The 19,939-nt window shown below is 65.2% G+C and carries 20 protein-coding genes; 13 read left to right on the top strand and 7 right to left on the bottom strand.

The window, feature by feature from the left end:
- The first annotated feature begins 16 nt into the window (after positions 1–16).
- The 5 genes from hpnD to BXA07_RS15550 all read left to right on the top strand — a co-directional run bounded on the left by hpnD (position 17) and on the right by BXA07_RS15550 (position 4,111).
- Positions 17–850: a presqualene diphosphate synthase HpnD gene (hpnD, locus tag BXA07_RS15530; protein ID WP_076568809.1), complete on the top strand. Its 834-nt coding sequence runs from the start codon at positions 17–19 to the stop codon at positions 848–850.
- Positions 843–2,216 carry a hydroxysqualene dehydroxylase HpnE gene (gene hpnE, locus BXA07_RS15535; RefSeq protein WP_076568810.1) on the top strand — a complete coding sequence of 458 codons (1,374 nt, stop codon included), beginning with the start codon at positions 843–845 and terminating at the stop codon, positions 2,214–2,216. Before hpnD ends, hpnE begins: the two co-directional genes overlap by 8 nt.
- A 124-nt stretch (positions 2,217–2,340) precedes the next feature.
- A complete protein-coding gene (locus BXA07_RS30815; protein ID WP_170909670.1) occupies positions 2,341–2,496 on the top strand; it encodes a hypothetical protein in 156 nt (51 codons plus the stop codon).
- Positions 2,497–2,520: 24 nt separating this feature from the next.
- Positions 2,521–3,294 (top strand): DUF1700 domain-containing protein, encoded by a 774-nt coding sequence (locus tag BXA07_RS15545; RefSeq protein ID WP_244556293.1) that lies wholly within the window; start codon positions 2,521–2,523, stop codon positions 3,292–3,294.
- A 10-nt stretch (positions 3,295–3,304) separates the two neighbouring features.
- The gene (locus BXA07_RS15550; protein ID WP_076568812.1) at positions 3,305–4,111 is read left to right on the top strand and encodes a head GIN domain-containing protein; all 807 of its coding nucleotides are present in this window, start codon (positions 3,305–3,307) and stop codon (positions 4,109–4,111) included.
- A gap of 169 nt (positions 4,112–4,280) precedes the next feature.
- Here BXA07_RS15550 and BXA07_RS15555 read toward each other — a convergent pair whose 3' ends face one another.
- Complete coding sequence (locus BXA07_RS15555) at positions 4,281–5,522, bottom strand: TIGR03862 family flavoprotein (RefSeq protein WP_076568813.1); 1,242 nt, start codon at positions 5,520–5,522, stop codon at positions 4,281–4,283.
- 154 nt (positions 5,523–5,676) lie between these two features.
- Here BXA07_RS15555 and BXA07_RS15560 point away from each other — a divergent pair, with 154 nt between their 5' ends.
- Positions 5,677–5,910 (top strand): hypothetical protein, encoded by a 234-nt coding sequence (locus BXA07_RS15560; protein ID WP_076568814.1) that lies wholly within the window; start codon positions 5,677–5,679, stop codon positions 5,908–5,910.
- A gap of 47 nt (positions 5,911–5,957) precedes the next feature.
- Here BXA07_RS15560 and moaD read toward each other — a convergent pair whose 3' ends face one another.
- Genes moaD through thrC form a run of 3 tightly spaced genes read right to left on the bottom strand, consistent with a single transcriptional unit; the run spans position 5,958 to position 8,930 of the window.
- Positions 5,958–6,212 carry a molybdopterin converting factor subunit 1 gene (gene moaD / locus BXA07_RS15565; protein ID WP_076568815.1) on the bottom strand — a complete coding sequence of 85 codons (255 nt, stop codon included), beginning with the start codon at positions 6,210–6,212 and terminating at the stop codon, positions 5,958–5,960.
- Positions 6,213–6,222: 10 nt separating this feature from the next.
- The gene (glp, locus tag BXA07_RS15570; RefSeq protein ID WP_244556294.1) at positions 6,223–7,449 is read right to left on the bottom strand and encodes a molybdopterin molybdotransferase MoeA; all 1,227 of its coding nucleotides are present in this window, start codon (positions 7,447–7,449) and stop codon (positions 6,223–6,225) included.
- A complete protein-coding gene (gene thrC, locus BXA07_RS15575; protein ID WP_076568816.1) occupies positions 7,449–8,930 on the bottom strand; it encodes a threonine synthase in 1,482 nt (493 codons plus the stop codon). Before thrC ends, glp begins: the two co-directional genes overlap by 1 nt.
- Positions 8,931–9,228: 298 nt before the next feature.
- Here thrC and BXA07_RS15580 point away from each other — a divergent pair, with 298 nt between their 5' ends.
- A complete protein-coding gene (locus BXA07_RS15580) occupies positions 9,229–9,969 on the top strand; it encodes an AAA family ATPase (RefSeq protein WP_076568817.1) in 741 nt (246 codons plus the stop codon).
- A 145-nt stretch (positions 9,970–10,114) separates the two neighbouring features.
- Here the strand turns inward: BXA07_RS15580 and BXA07_RS15585 are convergent, their stop codons facing one another.
- Genes BXA07_RS15585 through kbl form a run of 3 tightly spaced genes read right to left on the bottom strand, consistent with a single transcriptional unit; the run spans position 10,115 to position 13,808 of the window.
- The gene (locus BXA07_RS15585) at positions 10,115–11,527 is read right to left on the bottom strand and encodes an L-serine ammonia-lyase (RefSeq protein ID WP_076568818.1); all 1,413 of its coding nucleotides are present in this window, start codon (positions 11,525–11,527) and stop codon (positions 10,115–10,117) included.
- Positions 11,528–11,575: 48 nt separating this feature from the next.
- Positions 11,576–12,541, bottom strand: a complete 966-nt coding sequence (locus BXA07_RS15590) for an NAD-dependent epimerase/dehydratase family protein (RefSeq protein WP_076568819.1) — start codon at positions 12,539–12,541, stop codon at positions 11,576–11,578.
- A 37-nt stretch (positions 12,542–12,578) separates the two neighbouring features.
- A complete protein-coding gene (gene kbl / locus BXA07_RS15595; protein ID WP_076568820.1) occupies positions 12,579–13,808 on the bottom strand; it encodes a glycine C-acetyltransferase in 1,230 nt (409 codons plus the stop codon).
- A 211-nt stretch (positions 13,809–14,019) separates the two neighbouring features.
- On the opposite strand from kbl, the gene BXA07_RS15600 reads away from it, so the two are divergent.
- From BXA07_RS15600 to BXA07_RS15625, 6 genes are all read left to right on the top strand, one after another.
- Positions 14,020–14,595 (top strand): helix-turn-helix domain-containing protein, encoded by a 576-nt coding sequence (locus tag BXA07_RS15600; RefSeq protein ID WP_076568821.1) that lies wholly within the window; start codon positions 14,020–14,022, stop codon positions 14,593–14,595.
- A gap of 271 nt (positions 14,596–14,866) precedes the next feature.
- Complete coding sequence (locus BXA07_RS15605) at positions 14,867–15,694, top strand: STM4015 family protein (RefSeq protein WP_280175061.1); 828 nt, start codon at positions 14,867–14,869, stop codon at positions 15,692–15,694.
- Positions 15,695–15,713: 19 nt separating this feature from the next.
- Entirely contained in the window at positions 15,714–16,796 is a 1,083-nt protein-coding gene (locus tag BXA07_RS15610; RefSeq protein ID WP_076568823.1) for an STM4014 family protein, read from the top strand.
- A complete protein-coding gene (locus BXA07_RS15615) occupies positions 16,789–17,646 on the top strand; it encodes an STM4013/SEN3800 family hydrolase (protein ID WP_076568824.1) in 858 nt (285 codons plus the stop codon). The genes BXA07_RS15610 and BXA07_RS15615 overlap by 8 nt, the downstream gene beginning before the upstream one ends.
- Complete coding sequence (locus tag BXA07_RS15620) at positions 17,643–19,022, top strand: STM4012 family radical SAM protein (protein ID WP_212592315.1); 1,380 nt, start codon at positions 17,643–17,645, stop codon at positions 19,020–19,022. Before BXA07_RS15615 ends, BXA07_RS15620 begins: the two co-directional genes overlap by 4 nt.
- Positions 19,016–19,903, top strand: a complete 888-nt coding sequence (locus BXA07_RS15625; RefSeq protein ID WP_212592316.1) for an STM4011 family radical SAM protein — start codon at positions 19,016–19,018, stop codon at positions 19,901–19,903. Before BXA07_RS15620 ends, BXA07_RS15625 begins: the two co-directional genes overlap by 7 nt.
- Positions 19,904–19,939 lie beyond the last annotated feature (36 nt).

A 19,939-nucleotide genomic window follows, 5' to 3' on the forward strand; every position in this document is an offset into this window, starting at 1 on the left:
CCTTGCTCTTTTGACTATGTCTCCCGACGAATACTGCCAACAAAAGGCCGCCCAGAGCGGCTCCAGCTTCTACTACAGTTTCCTGTTCCTGCCGGCCGAGCGCCGCAAGGCCATCACGGCCCTGTATGCGTTCTGCCGCGAAGTCGATGACACGGTCGATGAATGCACGGACGAAGCCGTGGCACGCACCAAGCTGGTCTGGTGGCGCAAGGAAGTCAAGGCCATGTACGAGGGCATCCCCACGCACCCCGTGATGCGCGCGCTGGAGCCGCACCTGGCCGTGTATCAACTGGAAGAAAAGCATTTGCAGGCCATCATCGACGGCATGGAAATGGACTTGAACCAGACCCGCTACCTCGACTACCAGGCCATGAGCCGCTATTGCTGGCACGTGGCCAGCGTGGTGGGCATCTTGTCGGCCAGCATCTTTGGCGCGACGCGCCCGGAAACCCTGCTGTATGCGGAAAAGCTGGGCCATGCCTTCCAGCTGACCAATATCATCCGCGACGTGGGCGAAGATGCGCGCAAGGGGCGCATCTATTTGCCGATCAGCGAATTGCAGCAGTTCAACGTGACGGCGGCAGACCTGCTCAATGCGCGCCACAGCGAAAATTTCGAAAACCTCATGCGTTTCCAGGTGGCGCGCGCACAGCAAGCCTATGACGAGGCGTTCGCCCTGCTGCCGGCGGAAGACCGCCGCGCCCAGCGCCCGGGCCTGATCATGGCCGCCATCTACCGCACCTTGCTCAATGAAGTCGAGCGCGACGGCTACCACGTGCTGAAACAGCGCATCTCGCTCACGCCGATCCGCAAACTGTGGCTGGCGTGGAAGACCTGGGTCCGTGGCTGATCTTCGCGTGAAGCAGCGCTATGCCGTCATCGGCGCCGGCTGGGCCGGCTGCGCGGCGGCCATGGAACTGGCGCGCGCCGGCCACGCCGTGACCGTCTACGAGGCGGCGCGCACCCTGGGCGGCCGCGCGCGCCGGGTCGAACGGGAAAAGACGGTGCTCGACAACGGCCAGCACATCCTGCTGGGCGCCTACACGGAAACCTTGCGCCTGATCAAACTCGCCGGGCAAGACCCGGCCGAACTGATCCTGTCGCTGCCCCTGCAGATGCGCTACCCGGTCGACTCAGGCGGCATGGATTTTCTCGCGCCGCGCCTGCCCGCGCCGCTGCACCTGGCCTGGGCCCTGCTGCGCGCCAAAGGCTTGCAACGCGCCGACAAACTGTCGCTGATGCGCTTTTCGACGGCCATGCGATGGATGGGCTGGCAGCTGTACAACGATTGCACGGTCAGCGAATTGCTGCAGCGCTTCGACCAGACGGACCGTTTGAACCGCCTGATGTGGCACCCGCTGTGCCTGGCCGCACTGAACACGCCGCCCGAACGGGCTTCGGCCCGCGTCTTCATCAACGTGCTGCGCGACAGCCTGGGGGCAAGCCGCCGCCGCGCGTCCGACATGCTGATCCCGAAAACGGACCTGTCCGCCCTGCTGCCCGAGGCGGCCGCCCGCTACGTGGAACAGCACGGCGGCGCAGTCCGCACGGGCGCCAAGATCACCGCCTTGCACGCCCTGCCCGATGGCCGCTGGCGGCTCGATGACGCAGACAGCTTTGACGCCGTCATCGTCGCCACCTCGTCCGTGCAGGCGGCCACGCTGCTGCAGGGCGTGCGCGACCCCCGCCTCGATGACGCCATTACCCGCATGCAAGCTTTCACGCCGGAAGCCATCAGCACCTGCTACCTGCAGTACGACGCCGCCGTGCGCCTGGACTTGCCGTTCTGCGCCCTCGTCGATGCGCCGGAACAGCAGCACTGGGGCCAGTTCGTCTTCGACCGGGGCCAGCTCGACGGCAAGCAGGCGGGCTTGCTGGCCGTCGTCATCAGCGCCTCCGGCTCTGCCGCCGAGCAAGGCCACGGGCCGCTGGCGCAAGCCATCGCGGCCCAGCTGGCGCAGGTCTTGCGGCGCCCGGAACTGGCGCGGCCGGCCTGGACCCAGCTGATCACGGAAAAGCGCGCCACCTTTGCCTGCGCGCCCGACTTGCTCCGCCCCGGCAATGCCAGCGGCGTGCCGGGCCTGCTGCTGGCCGGCGACTACACGGCCAATGAGGACCGGACGCAGGATTATCCGGCCACCATCGAGGCAGCCGTGCGCAGCGGCGTGGCGGCCGCCAGGGTCGTCACCACGGCCAAGGCGGCAAAACAGACTTGACGGTGCATCCTGCCCTGGTGTCGCTGGCCCCCGCGAAATTGCATTCTGTCGCACCGCGCTGGTGCGCTTGCCTGCGCTTGGGTACAGTCCGATCATCGACAACGGCCATGCCACGGGGAATACCATGCACACCACCTTGCACTTGAAAAACAGCTTGAAAGCCGTGGCGCTGCTCGCTGGTGTGCTGCTGGCCACCCTGCTCGTCGTTCAGGTACGGCAGGCGCCACACGACCATTTTTTGCAGAGCCAGGCAAGCATGCTGCTGCCGGCGCTGGGCTAGACAGCGCGCAGGAACAGGAAGAACATGATGAACAAGCAAGATTATCTCGACGCGCTGCGGCGCGCGCTGGCGGGCTTGCCGCCGGACCTGGCGAGCAAGACGCTCGATTACTACGAACAGACCTTCATCGAAGGGGCGGCAGCGGGCCGCAGCGAGCAAGAGATTGCCCAGGAACTGGGCGACCCGAAAAAGATCGCCCTCACCTTGCGCAGCAGCACCCACCGCCAGGCCTTCGAACAGAAGAAAACCCCCGTCAACCTGCTGCGCCTGCTCGTCTCGCTGGTGGGCCTGGCCATCTTCAACCTGTTCATGGTCGTGCCGGCCGCCGTGTACGCGGCCCTGCTGGCCACCCTGTACGCTGTCGGCCTGAGCTTTTACCTGGCCGGCATCGCCATCACGGCCAGCGGCCTGTCCGGCGCCAACGAACTGGTGCTGGACGGCCCGCTGCGCCACGCCTTCATCCATGACGATGACGGCGGCGAGCGGCGCGAAACGCGCATCACCATCGGCGACGCGGGCATTGAAGTGCACCACCTGCCGCTGCCCGCCGGGGCAGAAGCCGACGCGCCGGGCGCCTCCTCGCGCGTGATGGAACGGGCCGAGGCGCTGGCTGGCGGCGGCATCCGTATCTCGACGGACATGGACCGCGATGCGCGCACGACGCAAACCGTGTTCGGCATGGGCATGTTGCTGGGCGGCATAGCCATCTTCCTGCTCAGCCTGGTAGTCACGCGGTACACCCTGATCGGCATCAAGCGCTACGTCGCCATGAATGTCTCCCTGCTCAAAGGTCACTAGAAAGGCTGTCATGAAACGCTTGTTCAAAGTTGGCCTGTCCATGTTCCTGCTGGCCCTGGTGCTGATCGCCATGTCGTATGCGGCGCTGCGCGCCAAGGGCATCAGCAGCCCCAGCAGTGCGGCGGGACGCGCCGTGCGCAGCGACACGCGCCCCATCTCCGCCAACATCACCAGCATCGACCTGGCCGGCCCCATCGACCTGGTGCTGCGGCGCGGCGCCACGCCGTCGCTGAAAGTGAGCGGCGAGCAGCGCCTGCTGTCGAACGTCGATACGACGCAGGACGGCACGACCCTGCATATCGGCCCGAAAGGCATGCTGTTCCATCACCGCCAGCCGCTGCAGGTGGAACTGGTGCTGCCAGCCCTCGTCCGCGTGGACGTGCACGGCAATGGCGACAGCAAGATCACGGGTTTCTCCGGAGATAGTTTTATTTTGGAAGTAATGGGTTCAGGCAACGTCAGCTTCACGGGCCGCTACAAGCAAGTGCAAGCCACCGTCAACGGCAGTGGCGACCTCGACATCAATGCCGGCAACAGTGACAGCGTGGTGCTGGAAATGGTGGGTTCCGGCCGCCTGGCCGCCAGCGGCAACACGAAGTTCCTGCGCGCCGACCTGAGCGGTTCAGGCGACATCGACGCCGAACACCTGGCCGCCGACAAGGCCAGCGTCAGCCTGCAAGGCTCGGGCCAGAGCACCGTCTTCGTGCGCGACGCCGCCAACCTGACCCTGCGCGGCAGCGGCGACATCCACGTGCACGGCAACCCGCGCCAGCGCGAGACCCAGAAAAGCGGCTCAGGCGATATCATCTGGCATTGATGATGACGCAGTTCACAATCTACTGCGCGGCGCGATTTGCGGCTGGCGATGCTCGCTGCCTCGGCGGCCCCGTACCAGAGTACAGCTGCGCTTCTCAGCCACAACTCGGGGCCGCTCGCTACGATTGTGAACAGCGTCGTGGCGCTAACGATCAAATGCTGTTGTAATTTCAAAAATTCCCTTCCAGCCAACTGACCGCCTGCTCGCCGGCCGCCTTGCCTTGCGCCAGGCAGGCCGTCAGCAGGTAGCCGCCCGTGGGCGCTTCCCAGTCCAGCATTTCCCCTGCCACGAACACGCCCGGCATGGCGCGCAGCATGCTGCCGTCGATGCCGTCAAAGTCCACGCCACCGGCGCTGCTGATGGCTTCATCGATGGGCCGCGGGCGCTTGAGCGTGACGGGCAGCAGCTTGATGGCGGCCGCCAGCCTGGCCTCGTCGGCAAAGTCGGCCGCGCTCAGGCATTCGCGCAGCAGGCCCGATTTCACCCCTTTGATGCCCAGCCGGCTTTGCAAATGGCTGGACATGGAACGGGCGCCGCGCGGACGCGTCACTTCCTCGAAGACGCGCTCATGGCTGTGGTCGGGCGCCAGGTCCAGCCAGATGGTGGCGTGGCCGTCGCGCGCGATCTGCTCGCGCAGGGCGGCCGACAAGGCGTAGATCAGGCTGCCCTCGACGCCGCCCGCCGTGATGACGAACTGGCCCTGGCGCTTGATCATGCAGTCGTCGATGTCGCGCGCCGAAATGGCCACCGTCGCCAGCGGTTCGCCCGCATGGCGGCTGCTGAAATGCGCGCTCCAGTCCACGTCGAAGCCGCAATTGGCGGGCGCCAGCGCCTGCACGGCCACGCCCTGCCCTTGCAGCAGCGGCACCCAGGCGCCATCGGAACCGAGGCGCGCCCAGCTGCCGCCGCCCAGGGCCAGGATCACGGCGTCAAAGCGGCACAGGCGCTCGCCGTCCGGCGTGGCGAAGGCCAGCTGGCCGTCCTGCCAGCCCGTCCAGCGGTGGCGCATGTGAAATTGCACGCCCGCTTCGCGCAAACGGTGCAGCCAGGCGCGCAGCAGGGGCGCCGCCTTCATGTCGGTCGGAAAAACGCGGTTCGAGGAGCCGACGAAGGTGTCGACGCCCAGGCCATGCACCCAGTCGCGCACCTTTTGCGGGCCGAACTGGTCCAGCGCCGCTTGCACGCGGTGCGCCTGCCGGCCATAGCGCGAGACGAAAGCCTGGTAGCCTTCCGCATGCGTGATGTTCATGCCGCCGCGCCCCGCCAGCAGGAACTTGCGGCCGACGGACGGCATGGCGTCGAACAACTCCACCCTGGCTCCTTGGTCAGTGGCCGCCTGGGCGGCCATCAGGCCGGCGGGGCCGCCGCCGATGACGGCGATGTGGAAGGGAGGAAGGCTGGAATGGGTCATGGCAAGCGGGGAAGACGGTGAAAACCCCGGCATTTTAGTCGAGATACGGCCGGCCGATGGCAAGAATGCCGAAAAATGATGCATACTGCGCGCAGATGCTGCACGATCAGCGCTTCGACTTCACGAGACAACGCGACGACAAGAGGAGAAACACATGGGCGCAGGATTCTGGATTTCCCGCTATTTGCTGGCCAGTTCGATCTTATTCATCATCCTGACGGTGGTCGAATACAGCAAGGGCACCACTAGCCAGACCGACATCCTCAGCGCTCTGGCCTGGTCGCTGGTGGCGTCGGCCATCTTCATCGGTTCGAAATACTGGCGCTACCGCAAGGCTGTCGCCTGCGCCGCCTGCGACGGGGACAAGCCGAAAACCAGGTCGCCATGAAAAAACGGCCACTTCGATGCAGTGGCCGTCTTGTTTGAAAAGCGGGATCAGCCGCCCGTCACGGGCGGAAAGAACGCCACCTCGTCGCCTTCAGCGATCACGGTATCGGCATCGCACATCACCTGATTATGCGCCGTGCGCAGCGCGCGGCCCTGCGCCAGCGCGTATTCCCAGTTGCCGCCGCGGCCGATCAGCAGGGTTCGCACCTCGCCCACCGTCAGCGGCCCTGCCACTTCGAGTACTTCCTGGGCCGTGCCCACCAGCTCGCGCACGCTGGCGAAAAATCGCAGATTGATCTTCATCAAGGCTTCCTTAGTACAGCAATTCGTTAAACGGGATAAAGCGCAGCATGTCGCCGCGCGCGATCGACAGCCCCGGCGGGCAATCGATCAAGCCGTCGCCCCACACGGTGGACGTCAGCACGCCCGAACTCTGGTTGGCGAACAGTTCCAGCGCGCCCTCGTCATTGACTTTGGCGCGCAGGAACTCGTTGCGCTTGTCCGCCTTCAGGCGCTCGAACGCGGCCGGCAGCTGGTAGCTGCGCGGCGCCAGATTGCCCGCCACGCCCTGCAGGCGCAGGATGAACGGGCGCACGAACAGTAAAAACGTGACGAAGCTGGAGACGGGATTGCCGGGCAAGCCGATAAAGAACGCCTCATTGACTTCGCCAAACGCCAGCGGCTTGCCCGGCTTGACAGCGATCTGCCACATGTTCAGCCGCCCTTCCGCTTCCACGGCCGGCTTGATATGGTCTTCCTCGCCGACGGACACGCCGCCCGAGGTGATGATCAGGTCATTGCCCTGCGCCGCCTGGCGCAGCACGGCGCGCGTCGCTTCCAGGCTGTCGGGCACGATGCCCAGGTCCGTGATTTCGCAACCCAGATTTTCCAGCAGTCCCCGCAAGGTGAAGCGGTTCGAGTTGTAGACGGCGCCCGGCGCCAAAGGTTCGCCCGGCATGGCCAGTTCGTCGCCCGTGAAGAACACGGCCACGCGCAGCTTGCGCAGCACGGGCAACTGCGCCAGGCCAACGGAGGCGGCCAGGCCCATTTCCTGGCTGCGCAGGCGCCGGCCCGCGCCGAGGATGACGCCGCCAGCGCGGATATCCTCGCCCTGGCGGCGCACCCATTCGCCCGCCTGCGGCACGTGGTTGACCGTCACCACGCCGTCAAGCACGGTGCACTGCTCCTGCATGACCACGCAATCGGCGCCTTCGGGGATCAGCGCGCCCGTGAAGATGCGCGCCGCCGTCCCCGGCTGCAGGGGCTGGCCCACGTGGCCGGCCGCGATGCGCTGCGACACGGGCAGGCTGGCCGCGCCGCTGGCGCAATCCTGCGCGCGCACGCAATAGCCATCCATCTGCGTGTTGTCGCGCTCGGGCACGTTCAGGGTCGACGTCTGCGCCGTGGCCAGCACGCGGCCGTTGGCGCGCATGGTGTCGACCAGCTCCACCTCGGCCACCGGGCGCGCCGCGCCCAGCATGAAGGCTTGCGCCTCGGCCACCGATAGCATCGGCTTGCGTTCTGCGGTAGGCGCGCCCATCACAGACCCGTATTGGCGGCGATGTACGCCTTCATTTTTTCCACGTCCGTGCCCATCACGACAAACTTCTGCGGCAAGTCCTCGATGTTTTCGAAGCCGGCCGGGCGCTCCGCGTCCACGCCCAGCGCTTCGAGGATGGTTTCGTTGAACTTGGCCGCCAGCGCCGTTTCCAGCACGATCATCGGCACGTTCGGCTCCAGGTGCTCGCGCGCCACCTTGATGCCGTCGGCCGTGTGCGTGTCGATGGTGATGCCGTAGTCGTCGGCCACGTCGCGGATGGTGTCGAGGCGGTCCTGGTGCGTGGACTTGCCCGACTTGAAGCCGTATTTGGCCACCAGCTTGAATTCGTCGCCATCGCTGCCAGGCTTGCCGGAGAGGTCAAAGCCGCCGTGCGTCTCCACTTTCGTGAACAGGGCGCGCACGCGCTCGCTGTCGCGGCCCACGAGGTCGTAGACGAAGCGCTCGAAGTTCGACGCTTTCGAGATATCCATCGACGGGCTGCTCGTGTGGTACGTCTCGGCCGACTTGCGCACGCGGTAGACGCCCGTGCGGAAGAATTCGTCGAGCACGTCGTTTTCATTCGTCGCCGCCACCAGTTTCGAGATGGGCAAGCCCATCATGCGGGCGATATGGCCGGCGCAGATATTGCCAAAATTACCAGATGGCACCGTGAACGACACTTTCTGCTCGTTGCTGGTGGTAGCCGCCAGGTAGCCGCGGAAGTAGTACACGACCTGCGCCACGACGCGCGCCCAGTTGATGGAATTGACGGTGCCGATCTTCTGTTGCGCCTTGAACGGCAGGTCGTTCGACACGGCCTTGACCATATCCTGGCAGTCGTCGAACACGCCCTCGACGGCGATATTGTAGATGTTCGGGTCTTGCAGGCTGAACATCTGCGCCGTCTGGAAGGCGCTCATTTTCTTGTGCGGCGACAACATGAAGACGCGGATGCCCTGCTTGCCGCGCATCGCGTATTCGGCCGCGCTGCCCGTGTCGCCCGAGGTGGCGCCGAAGATATTGAGTTCGGCGCCCGTCTTGGCCAGGGTGTATTCGAACAGGTTGCCCAGCAGCTGCATGGCCATGTCCTTGAAGGCCAGGGTCGGGCCGTTCGACAGGGCCTGCAGCATCAGCGTGGTCGATCCGCCCTTGACGACGTTTTCTTCGAGCACGCGCAGCGGCGTGATGTCGGCCGCGTTTTCGCCGGCGCGGGCGTTCTTGTAGACTGCCTTGGTATAGGTTTTCGCCGTCAGCGCCTTCAGGTCCGCGGCCGGGATATCGGTGGCGAACTTCTTCAGGATTTCGTAGGCCAGGTCGGCATACGACAATGTGCGCCAGGCATTGAGCTCGGCACCGGTGACTTGCGGGTAGTGTTCAGGGAGATACAGTCCGCCATCGGGGGCCAGGCCGCCCAGGAGGATGTCGGAGAATTGCTGCGGATTCATTGGCGCTTTATCAGCGCGGGTAGACACGTAGTGCATAGATTTGAAGAGTCCAGTTGAGCTGAGTGCGGTTGATCATGAATGGCAGCGGATATTATAGTGCGAGGCGGCGCCCAAGGCGAATCCGTCGCGTTTGCCACGCGGCTGCGCGAGCGGCGGCAAGTGCGGCTGTTGTCAAATGGCACAGCCTATCAAGGGGAAACTATTTCCAAACGGAAATAACCGGCACCGAAATCAAGCCCGGCGGCCAAGACAGGCGCGCCTACTGGCGCCCCTGCCCGATTTGCGCCACACTGGTGCCTGTCGGCCCGTCTGCGGGTCATTCATGGAAGCGGTCATGTCGCTGAGTAAAAAACCGTATCTGCAAAGCGCCGCCCTGCGCCCCGATGCTGTCGTTGATCTGGATCACTATCCTTTCACCATTCCCGCCATCCGTGACTTCGTGCACATGGACTTCCACCCCGACGTGACGTTCTTCGTGGGCGAAAATGGCAGCGGCAAGTCGACCATGCTCGAAGCGCTGGCCGTGGGGCTGGGCTTCGGCAAGGATGGCGGCACGCGCAACGTGCGCATCGCCCTGCCGTCGGACGAGGAATCGGGCTTGCATGCGCACTTGCGCCTGAGCAAGAGCTACAAAAAGCCCGACGACAGCTATTTTTTGCGCGCCGAGAGCTTTTTCAATGTTGCCACCTATATGGACGACATGCCCGAATACCTGGAAAGCTATGGCGGCAAGTCGCTGCACGCGCAATCGCACGGCGAAGCGTTCATGGCGACCCTGATCAACAAGCTGCGGGGCAAGGGTTTGTATCTGCTGGACGAACCCGAGGCGGCCCTGTCGCCAAGCCGCCAGCTGGCGGCATTGTCCGTGATCCACCAGCTGGTGCAGGACGATTCGCAACTGATCATCGCCACCCACTCGCCGATACTGCTGGCCTATCCGAACGCGAAAATCCTCAGCTTTACGGGCGGCGGCATCCACGAGGTGGCGTATGAAGACACGGAGCACTATGCCGTGACGCGCGATTTTCTGAATAACTACCCGAGGAGGCTGGAGCAGTTGTTTGAGGAGGAGTGAGGTGGTGGCTTGCTGCTTTGGTGATGTCGGCTTACGCCCTGCGGGCTAAGCCGACCTACGCCGACCTGCGCCAATCAACGCAAACGGCGACCTATCATAGGTCGGATTAGCGCGGCGCGCGTAATCCGACGCCACCATCGGCGCATCAGCAAGCCGCGTGGTTGACGGTGATCACGTGGACGGCCAGGCCGCCCAGCGACGTTTCCTTGTACTTGTCTTGCATGTCCGCGCCCGTCTGGCGCATGGTTTCGATGACTTCGTCGAGGCTGACGAAGTGCGTGCCGTCGCCCTTCAGGGCCAGCGAGGCGGCCGTAATGGCTTTCACGGCGCCCATGCCGTTGCGCTCGATGCACGGAATCTGCACGAGGCCGCCGATGGGGTCGCACGTCATGCCCAGGTGGTGCTCGATGCCGATTTCGGCCGCGTTTTCGATCTGTTCGTTCGTGCCGCCCAGGGCCGCCACCAGGCCGGCCGCCGCCATGGCGCAGGCCACGCCCACTTCGCCCTGGCAGCCCACTTCGGCGCCCGAGATCGAGGCATTGCGTTTGCACAGCATGCCGATGGCCGCTGCCGTCAGCATGAAGCGGCGCACGCCGCCGACCGGGTCGCTGGGGCGGCAATCCTGCGCGTAGTAGCGCAGCACGGCCGGGATGATGCCGGCGGCGCCATTCGTCGGCGCCGTCACCACGCGCCCGCCGGCCGCGTTTTCCTCGTTGACGGCCATCGCGTACAGGCTGACCAGGTGCACGGCGTCGTGCGGCAAGTCGTTGGCGCGGTTGTCCGACGCCTTCGCTTCCTGCGCCAATCGCCACAGCTTGGCGGCGCGGCGCTTGACGTTCAGGCCGCCCGGCAGGTTGCCCGTCGTTTCCAGGCCGTGCGCGATGCAGTCGCGCATGACGTGCCAGATGCGGTCCAGGCCCGCATCGAGCTCCGCCTCGCTGCGCTTGACGCACTCGTTCGCGCGCAGCATTTCCGGGATCGACAGGCCGCTTTCCACGCCATGCGCCAGCAACTGCTCCATGGTGTCGAAGGGGAAGACGACGCGCGCGCTGGCCGCCGACTCCACGGCAGCTTCGGCTTGCGCCGCAGTGTGAACTTCTTCCGCTTCGCGGATAAAACCGCCGCCGATCGAGTAATACACCTTGTCGACGCGGCTGCCATCAAGCAGTTTCAGCGTAAAGCGCATGCCGTTCGGGTGCTCGGGCAAGGATTCGCTCTTGTGCCAGATCAAGCCCGTGGCGGCCGTAAACGGCACCACGTGCGTGCCCAGCAGCGCAATTTCTCCGGCCGCCTCGATGGCGGCCAGCTTGCTGTCGACTTCGTCGGGCGCCACGTCCTGCGGCGTTTCGCCCATCAGGCCCAGAATGACGGCCTTGTCCGTGGCATGGCCCACGCCCGTCAGCGCCAGCGAGCCATACAGGGCCGCCTCGACGCCCACTACCTGGCCCAGCGGACCGTATTCGACCAGAAAACGCCGCGCCGCCACCATCGGCCCCACCGTGTGGGAACTCGACGGCCCGATGCCGATCTTGAATAGGTCAAATACGCTCATGTCCATGTAGTGTCTCTTTATATTAGTATGTTTTTATCAATTCTTGTGTGTGGCTCAGGCTGCCTTGGCGGCATGGCCCACGTCGACATTGGCCAGCATGTCCGTGACCATCTGCTCGACGCCGATCCGCGCCTTCCAGCCCCAGTCCGTGCTGGCCTTGCTGTCGTCCAGGCTTTGCGGCCAGCTGTCGGCGATGGCCTGGCGGCTGTCCGGCTTGTAGCTGATCTTGAAGTCCGGCACCATGTGCACGATGGCTTTCGCCAGCTGCTCGGGGTTGAACGACACGCCGGCCACATTGTAGGACGAACGGATCTTGATCGATGCCGCTGGCGCATCCATCAGTTCGATGGTGGCGCGGATGGCGTCGGGCATGTAGATCATCGGCAAGGTGGTGTTCGCATCGAGGAAGCAGTCATAGCGCTCGCCGCGCAAGGCCGCATGGAAGATGGCGATGGCGTAATCGGTGGTGCCGCCGCCCGGAGGCGACTTGTAGCTGATGATGCCCGGGTAGCGGATGCTGCGCACGTCCACGCCATACTTGTTGAAATAGTATTCGCACAGGCGCTCGCCGGCCAACTTGCTGATGCCGTACATTGACGTCGGGTCCATCACCGTCATCTGCGGGGTGTTCACTTGCGGCGTGTTCGGGCCGAAGGCGGCAATCGACGATGGCCAGAAGATGCGCAGCGGCTTGCCCGCTTCGCCGCGCTCGCGCGCCAGCTCCAGGATATTGAGCAAGCCATCCATGTTCAGGCTCCACGCCTTCAGCGGGGCCGCTTCGCCCGTGGCCGACAGCATGGCCGCCAGCTGGTACACCTGGGTAATGTTCTCGTCGGCGATGATCTTCGCCAAGCCGTCCTTGTCCAGTACATTCAGCTGCGCGTAGCGCTTGGCCTGGTACAGATTGTTCGTGCCGATGTCGCTGGCGATGACATTGTCCGCGCCGTGCTGCAGCGCCAGCGCGCCCACCAGCTCACTGCCGATTTGGCCGTTTGCGCCGATAACTAAAATGCGTTCCATGGTCTTGTCCTGATATCTTGTTAGTTATTGTTAGTTATTATTGGTTACTGGTAGCGGTCGTCGGCAGCAGGCCCAGTTCCTTGCCCGCCTGCTCGAAGGCGGCCAGCACCTGCACCAGCTGTGCGCGGGTGTGCGCGGCGGACAGCTGCACGCGCACCCTGGCCTGGCCCATCGGCACGACCGGGTAGAAGAAGCCCGTCACCAGCACGCCCAGTTCATACAGGCGGGCGGCGAATTTCTGTGCCACGGGCGCGTCGAACAGCATCACGGGAACGACCGGATGGGTGCCCGGCTTGATGGTGAAGCCGATGCGTTCGATCTCGCTGCGGAAGAAGGCCGTGTTGTCATGCAGGCGGTCGCGCAGTTCCGTCGACTTGGCCAGGCGCTCGAGCACCGACAGCGAAGCGCCCGCAATCGATGGCGCCAGCGTGTTCGAGAACAGGTAGGGGCGCGATTTCTGGCGCAGGGTGTCGATGACTTCCTTGCGCGCCGAGGTAAAACCGCCCATGGCGCCGCCCAGGGCCTTGCCCAGGGTGCCCGTGATGATGTCGATGCGGCCCATCACATTGTGGTGCTCGTGCGTGCCGCGGCCCGTCGCGCCCATGAAGCCGGAAGCGTGGCATTCGTCGATCATCACCAGCGCGCCGTACTTGTCGGCCAGGTCGCAGATCTTGTCGAGTTGCGCAATCGTGCCATCCATCGAGAACACGCCGTCCGTGACGATGACTTTATGGCGCTTGCCGGCGGCAACCGCCGCCTGCAGCTGCACTTCCAGGTCGGCCATGTCGTTGTGCGCATAGCGGTAGCGGCCAGCCTTGCACAGGCGGATGCCGTCGATGATGGAAGCGTGGTTCAGCGCGTCCGAGATGATGGCGTCGTTTTCATCGAACAGCGGTTCGAATACGCCGCCGTTGGCGTCGAAGGCTGCCGCGTACAAAATCGTGTCTTCGGTGCCCAGGAAGGCGGAAATCGCCTGTTCCAGTTCTTTATGTACGGTTTGCGTGCCGCAGATGAAGCGCACGGACGACAGGCCGTAGCCGTATTTTTGCGTGGCGGCAATAGACGCTTCCTGCGTCTGCACGTCGCCGGACAGGCCCAGGTAGTTGTTCGCACACATATTGATCAGGGTGCGGCCATCGTCGCACACCACTTCGGCGCCCTGGCGCGAGGCGATCACGCGCTCGGGCTTGTACAAGCCCTGCTGGCGCAGTTGATCGAGATTCTGTTGCAGACCGCTGAAAAAGGTGTTCTTCGCTTGCTCGCTCATGATATTCCTTGTGTCCCTGTTGTATGCGTGTTGTATTGGCCGCCATAGGGGAAAAGCCGTCGCTTGACCGGTGCGCGCGGTATGCTGTACCGTGAAGCGCTGTTTGAAGTCTACACGTTTCCGTGATTTCCTTCAAAATCCACTATTTCGAACTGAAATTCAATATAGTGGATATTACCCAAGCCTATTGAACTTTGCAAGCCACCTGCCGATGAAAACCAGCGTTTCGACCAATTCTCCCCCTGAAGTGGGTGCCACCCTGCAACGGCTGCGCCTGGCGCGCGGCCTGACACTCGAGGATTTGTCGCGCATCGCGGGCGTCTCGAAGTCCATGCTGTCGCAGATCGAGCGCGAAAAAGCCAATCCCACCATCGCCATCACCTGGCGCCTGGCCAACGCCCTGGGCGTGCAGATCGGCGAATTGCTGTCGAGCGCGGAAAAAGCCGTGGAAACCATCCGCATCACGGATGCCCACGAAACCCCCACCCTGCCCGGCGACCACGCTGGCTACGTGCTGCGCATCCTGGGGCCGATGGAACTGGCGGGCAAATACGAATGGTATGAAGTCACGCTGGCGCCCGGTGGCGAACTGGCGTCGCAGCCGCACGACCCGGGCACCACCGAGCATTTGACGGTGATCCATGGCAACCTGGAACTGGAAGTGGGCACGGCGAAGAAAAAGGTCAAGAATGGCGGCACGGCCCGCTATCCGGCCGACTTGCCGCATATCATCCGCAATCTTGGAAAAACCGAGGGCAAGGCGCTGCTGGTGGTGATCCATCGCTAAGGCACGCCAGCAGTGCGCAATATGTCCATATGGCTATGCTAAGATTTTAGTATAGACAAGATTTCCAGGCCTGGATGTCTTCGCAGAGCGTCGCGGCACATCCCGGCTCGTCCCGGCTCCGCCACTGCGCGCGCGGCATCCAGGCTTCCACTGTTTTTATGGAGCCCACGCGATGACCATTTCCGACAGCACCACCACCTTCCACCACAAGAAAGTCGTCCAGTAAGACCCGGACCTGCCCTTCGACGCCTCGCCCGGCATCGTCTACCGCCTGTCGCTCGAATACGACGACAAGCGCAAGATGGACGAGCTGATCGCCGGCTTCCTCGCCAAGGCCGACAAGGGCGCGCTCGAAGCGCTGATCATCGGCATGTGGGGCGACCCGTACGAATCGGGCGCCGACGAAGTGATGGCCGCGCTGATCGCCCACGCCGCCGAACTGCCCAACTTGCGCGCCCTGTTCATCGGCGACATGACGTATGAGGAATGCGAAATCTCGTGGATCGTGCAGGGCAGCTACAAGCCCCTGCTGGACGCCTTCCCGCTGCTGGAAGAATTGCGCATCCGCGGCGGCAATGAACTCGTCATCGAACCGTTCGCGCACCAGCACCTGCGCCGCTTCACCATCGAAGCGGGCGGACTCGATCAAAAGATCGCCGAGGCACTGGCGCAATCGAGCATGCCGCAGCTGGAACACCTGGAACTGTGGCTGGGCACGGACGACTATGGCTTCTCGGGCGACGTGGACCTGTACCGCAAGGTGCTGGCGCAGCTGACCGTGCCGACGTTGAAATACCTGGGCCTGCGCGACGCGGAAATCGCCGACGACCTGGCCGTCTGGCTGGCGGAAGAACCGCTGGTGGCGCAGCTCGACACGCTGGACCTGTCGCTGGGCACCATCGGCGACCTGGGCGCCGTGGCCATCCTCAATCACACGCAGCTGGGCGGCTTGACGCGCCTGGACCTGTCGCACCACTACATCTCGGAAGAAAACCAGGCGAAACTGAAGGCGCTGCCTTTCGAGGTGGTGCTGGACGACCCGCAGGAAGCGGACGAAGACGACGGCGAAAGCTACCGCTACGTGGCAGTCGGAGAGTAAGCGGATTCCCCCTTTGCACATGCCTCTCACCCTGCTGGCGACACAGGGCAGCAAGCGCGTGCGCCTGATGCAGGCGGCGTGCGCGCAACTGCGCCTGCCGCCTGCGCAGGTGCTGGAATGGCGCGACTGGCTGGCGCAGCCGGCGCTGCTGCAGCACGCCCTGCGCCAGCCAGGCATACTCAAAATCGAACCACCCGGCGACGATCCCGCCGCCCACCTGCTGTTGCTGCAGGCGGGCTGCCGCCTGCTGGGCCGCCCGCCCGTGCGCGCGCCCGAACACGGCGAACTGCTGGCCATGGATGCGTGGTTTGCCGGCTTTACTTCCGCCATGACTGCCCTGGCGGCGCAACTGCTTGAGCTGCCGCACACGCGCGTGCTCAATGCGCCGGGCGACATCAGCCGCATGACGGACAAGCTGGCCTGCCAGCGCCACCTGGCCGCGCACGGCATCGCCATTCCCACCCTGCTCGGCCCCGTGCACGGCTACGAGCATCTGCAGGCGCTGCTGCATGAACACCAGCTGGACCGCGTCTACCTGAAACCGCGCTATGGCTCGTCCGCGTCCGGCGTCGTCGCCTACCGGCGCAACCGGGCCGGGCGCCAGCAAGCCACCACCTCGGCCGCCTTGTCGCGGGCGGAAGGCCGGACGCGCCTGTTCAATGTCAAGCGCATGGCCCGCTACGAGACCACCGCCGACATCGCGGCCCTCGTCGATGCGCTGGCCGCGCAGGAACTGTACGCGGAGGCGTGGCTGAACAAGCCGCGCTGCGGCGACAGCCATTACGACCTCAGAGTCGTGACCGTGGCGGGCCAGCCCGCGCACCGCGTCGCGCGCATCGGCGACCGCATGATGACGAATCTGCACCTCGACAACCGGCGCGGCGACGCGTCCGGCCTCTTGAACGCAGCCGACCTGGACGCGCTGGAGCAAACCGCCGCCCTGGCCGCGCGCGCCTTCCCCGCCAGCCACGTGACGGGCTACGACCTGGTCGTGCGCCACGGCCAGGCCCGCGTACTCGAAGCGAACGCCTTCGGCGACCTGCTGCCCGGCCTGCTCTGGCAAGGCATCGATACCTACACGGCGCAACTGACCCATGCTTGAAGAAACACCGGCCATTCCCGACATGCACGCCGTCGTCGGCAGCCACGACATCGTCTTCCTCACGCTCGACACCCTGCGCTTTGACGTGGCGCAAGCGCTGTACGAGGCGGGCGAATTGCCCGTGCTGGGGCGTTTTCTGCCGCCGGGCGGCTGGGAACGCCGCCACTCGCCCGCCACGTTCACCTACGCGGCGCACCAGGCCTTCTTCGCGGGCTTTCTGCCCACGCCGGCCGCGCCGGGCCGCCACCCGCGCCTGTTCGCCAGTGCGTTTGCGGGCAGCGAGACGACCTCGCCAAACACCTTTGCCTTCGAGCAGGCGGACCTGCCCGCCGCGCTGGCCGCGCGCGGCTACCGCACCCTCTGCATCGGCGGCGTGGGCTTCTTTAACAAACAGACGGCGCTGGGCACGGTGCTGCCGTCGCTGTTCCAGGAAAGCCACTGGAGCGCCGGCATGGGCGTGGCCAGCCGCCACTCGACCGAAAAACAGGTGGCGCTGGCCACCCGCCTGCTGGCCGACAACGCACAGCGCACCTTCTTGTTCATCAACGTGGCCGCGTTGCATACGCCGAACCGCGCCTACCTGCCAGGCTGCCGCGCCGATTGCCTGGACAGCCACGCGGCCGCCCTGCGCTATGTCGACGGCGCGCTGGCGCCCTTGTTTGCCGCCTGCGCCGCGCGCGCGCCCACGTTTGCCATCGTCTGCTCGGACCACGGCAGCGCCTACGGCGAAGACGGCTACCGGGGCCACAGGGTCGCCCACGACAGCGTGTGGAACGTCCCTTACGCGCATTTTTTCATTGAACCAGATTCGGCAGCCTCAAAACAGCCACCCCAGGAGTCCCCACCGTGAACCCATCCGAACAGCCGGGCACGCTGGCGCAGCGCATGCGCCACACGCCCTACCAGGCGTATTCCTATTCGTATCCGCACAAGGCGGCCTACCGCGCCCTGCCGCAGGCGGCGCCCCTGGCGCCGCTGTGGGCGCGGCAAGACCGCTCCGCCCTGTTCGCGTATATCCATATTCCGTTCTGCGAGATGCGCTGCGGCTTTTGCAACCTGTTCGCCATGGCCCGCCCCAGCGCCGACATGGTCGAGCGCTACGTGCAGCAAGTGCTGGTGCAGATGCGCGCACTCAACGGCGCACTGGGCGAACGGCGCTTCGCCCGCTTCGCGCTGGGCGGCGGCACGCCCACCTACCTGTCGCCCGCGCAACTGGACACCCTGCTGTGCGGCGCGCGCGACATCCTCGGCATCGACCTGCAGCACACGCCGGCCGGCATCGAAGCGTCGCCCGAAACCATCACGGCAGAACGGCTGGCCGTGTGCCGCGCGCACGGCATCGACCGGGTCAGCCTGGGCATCCAGAGCTTTGCCGCCGGCGAGATGCGCGCGCTGGCCCGCCCGCAGCAAAACGCCACCGTCCAGCACGCCATCGGCCTGATACGCGACGCCGGTTTCCCCACCCTGAACCTGGACCTGATCTACGGCATCGCGGGGCAGACCGTCGCCAGCCTGCTCGCCTCCATCGACAGCGCGCTGGCCTTCCGGCCCGAGGAGCTCTACCTGTATCCGCTGTACGTGCGCGAGCAGACGGGTCTGGGCAAGATCGCGCGCCGCCAGGGCGCGCAGTCGCTGTCCCCCATCATGCTGGCGCAGGACGGCGACAGCCGCCTGGCCCTGTACGCGGCCGCGCGCGACCATTTGCGCGCCCGGGGCTACGAACAGGTCTCGATGCGCATGTTCCGCGCCCCCCACGCGCCGGAACAGGACGGACCGTCGTACTGCTGCCAGAATGACGGCATGGTGGGCCTGGGCGCAGGCGCCCGCTCGTACACGGCCAGCCTCCATTATTCGAGCGAGTACGCCGTGGCGCGCCTTGACACCATCAACATCATCGACAACTACCTGGCACTGGACGAGGCGCGCTTTGCGCAGGCCGAACACGGCTACCAGCTCGATGACGAAGAACAGCGCCGGCGCTACGTGATCCAGTCGCTGCTGACGGAACCGGGCCTGGACCGCGACGCCTACGCGGCGCGCTTCGGCAGCCGCTGCGAAGCGGACTTGCCCCAGCTGGCCGAGCTGCACGCGCTGGAATTGGCGGAGGAAGACGGTCCGCTGCTGCGCCTGAATGACCGGGGCTACAGCTACGCCGACACCATCGGCCCCTGGCTGGCATCGGGCACGGTGCGCGCGCTGATGGCCGAAGGCGGCCAGGCGTGCTGACGGCGCAAGCGCCAATGCTGTCGCTGCTGTACCGGGGTACGCTGGCCAGCTGCAATTACGCCTGCGGCTACTGCCCGTTCGCCAAGAAGCGCGACAGCCGCGCCGCGCTGGCCCGCGACGCGCGCGAAGTGGCCCGATTTACCGGCTGGGTGGCGGCGCAAGCGCGCCCCATCGGCGTGCTGTTTACGCCCTGGGGCGAAGCGCTGGTGCGGCGCCACTACCGCGTGGCCATGCAGACACTGGCGACGCTGCCCCACGTGCGGCAAGTGGCGCTGCAGACGAATCTGTCCGGCCCCCTGGACTGGCTGGAAAACATGGACGGGCTGGAGAAAATCGGCCTGTGGTGCACCTACCACCCGGACCAGACGACCCTGGCCCGCTTTCTCGCCCGCTGCGCGAAACTCGATACCATGGGCGTGCGCTATTCCGTCGGCGTCGTGGCCATCAACGAGCATCTGGACGCCATCCGCGCCCTGCGCGCCGCGCTGCCCGCCCACGTCTACCTGTGGCTGAACGCCTACGACCGCCGAGGCCCCGGCTATTACGGCGAACCAGACCTGGCTGAACTGGACGCCATCGACCCGTGGTTCGCGCAGAACCGCCGCCCTTCGCCCTCGCGCAACAAACCGTGCCTGGCGGGCGAAGCATCGCTGTCCGTCGATGGCGACGGCGAACTGGCGCGTTGCCATTTCGTGCCCGAGCGGCTGGGGAATCTATATGCGGATGACCTGACCGACATGCTGCAGGAACGCAGCTGCCCGCGCTTCAAGTGCGATTGCTACATCGGCTACGCGCAGCGCAAGGATTTGCCGTTTCAGGCGGTGTTTGGGGAGGGGGTGCTGGCGAGGATTACGGAATCAGGCCAGCGTAGGTCGGATTAGCGGCGGCACGCCGCGTAATCCGACACTTTGTTGGCG

Origin of the sequence: Janthinobacterium sp. TND4EL3, from assembly GCF_900156175.1 — a bacterium.
Lineage (GTDB): Bacteria > Pseudomonadota > Gammaproteobacteria > Burkholderiales > Burkholderiaceae_D > Janthinobacterium.